At 45.9% G+C, this 508-nt stretch carries 1 protein-coding gene; it reads right to left on the bottom strand.

Going from position 1 to position 508, the window contains the following annotated elements; translation table 11 throughout:
* On the bottom strand, window positions 1-508 hold a 508-nt coding region (locus HMPREF3263_RS04145; protein ID WP_256337399.1), incomplete at both ends, for a contractile injection system protein, VgrG/Pvc8 family.

Below are 508 nucleotides of genomic sequence, written 5' to 3'. Positions count from 1 at the left end.
AGGTGTAATCTCGTAAGGTTTGGCGGGTTGTCGTCACCTTACGGCAATAGTCAAATCGCCAAAGGCAAGCAAATGAACGGTCCCCTGCGGGCTTTGCATTATAGGTCAATGTGCCAAGAATCGGAGAAGCGATACTTTGATGGCCAAAACGCAACTCATGGCTGTCTGCACGATGGTCAAAGTAATAATACCAGCCTTCTTCCGCGGCTAAGCGTTCAATAAAGGCTAAATCTGTTTCACGATATTGCACACAATATTCACGCTCCCAATCTGAAGGTAAAGGCTCAAAGGAAACCTTTTCTACGCGATTTTTTTGCAATAAAGTGCGGATGATTTTTTCGCTGTTTTGATGCTGGAAGATTCGGCTATCAGATTGAAATGCTGCTCGCGCGAGAGCCGGCTCCACCACCATTTGATAATGCGTACGGACAAACCCTGTTTTCCCCAAACCGAAGCTAGTCACAATCCCATTCAAATAACGAACCGGTTGTTCTCCTTGCCAAAAAGT

Source organism: Haemophilus sp. HMSC61B11 (assembly GCF_001838615.1).
Taxonomy (GTDB): Bacteria; Pseudomonadota; Gammaproteobacteria; order Enterobacterales; family Pasteurellaceae; genus Haemophilus_D; species Haemophilus_D parainfluenzae_AD.
Note: the sequence above shows the minus strand (reverse complement) of the source record. Positions and strands in the feature narration are given on the sequence as shown.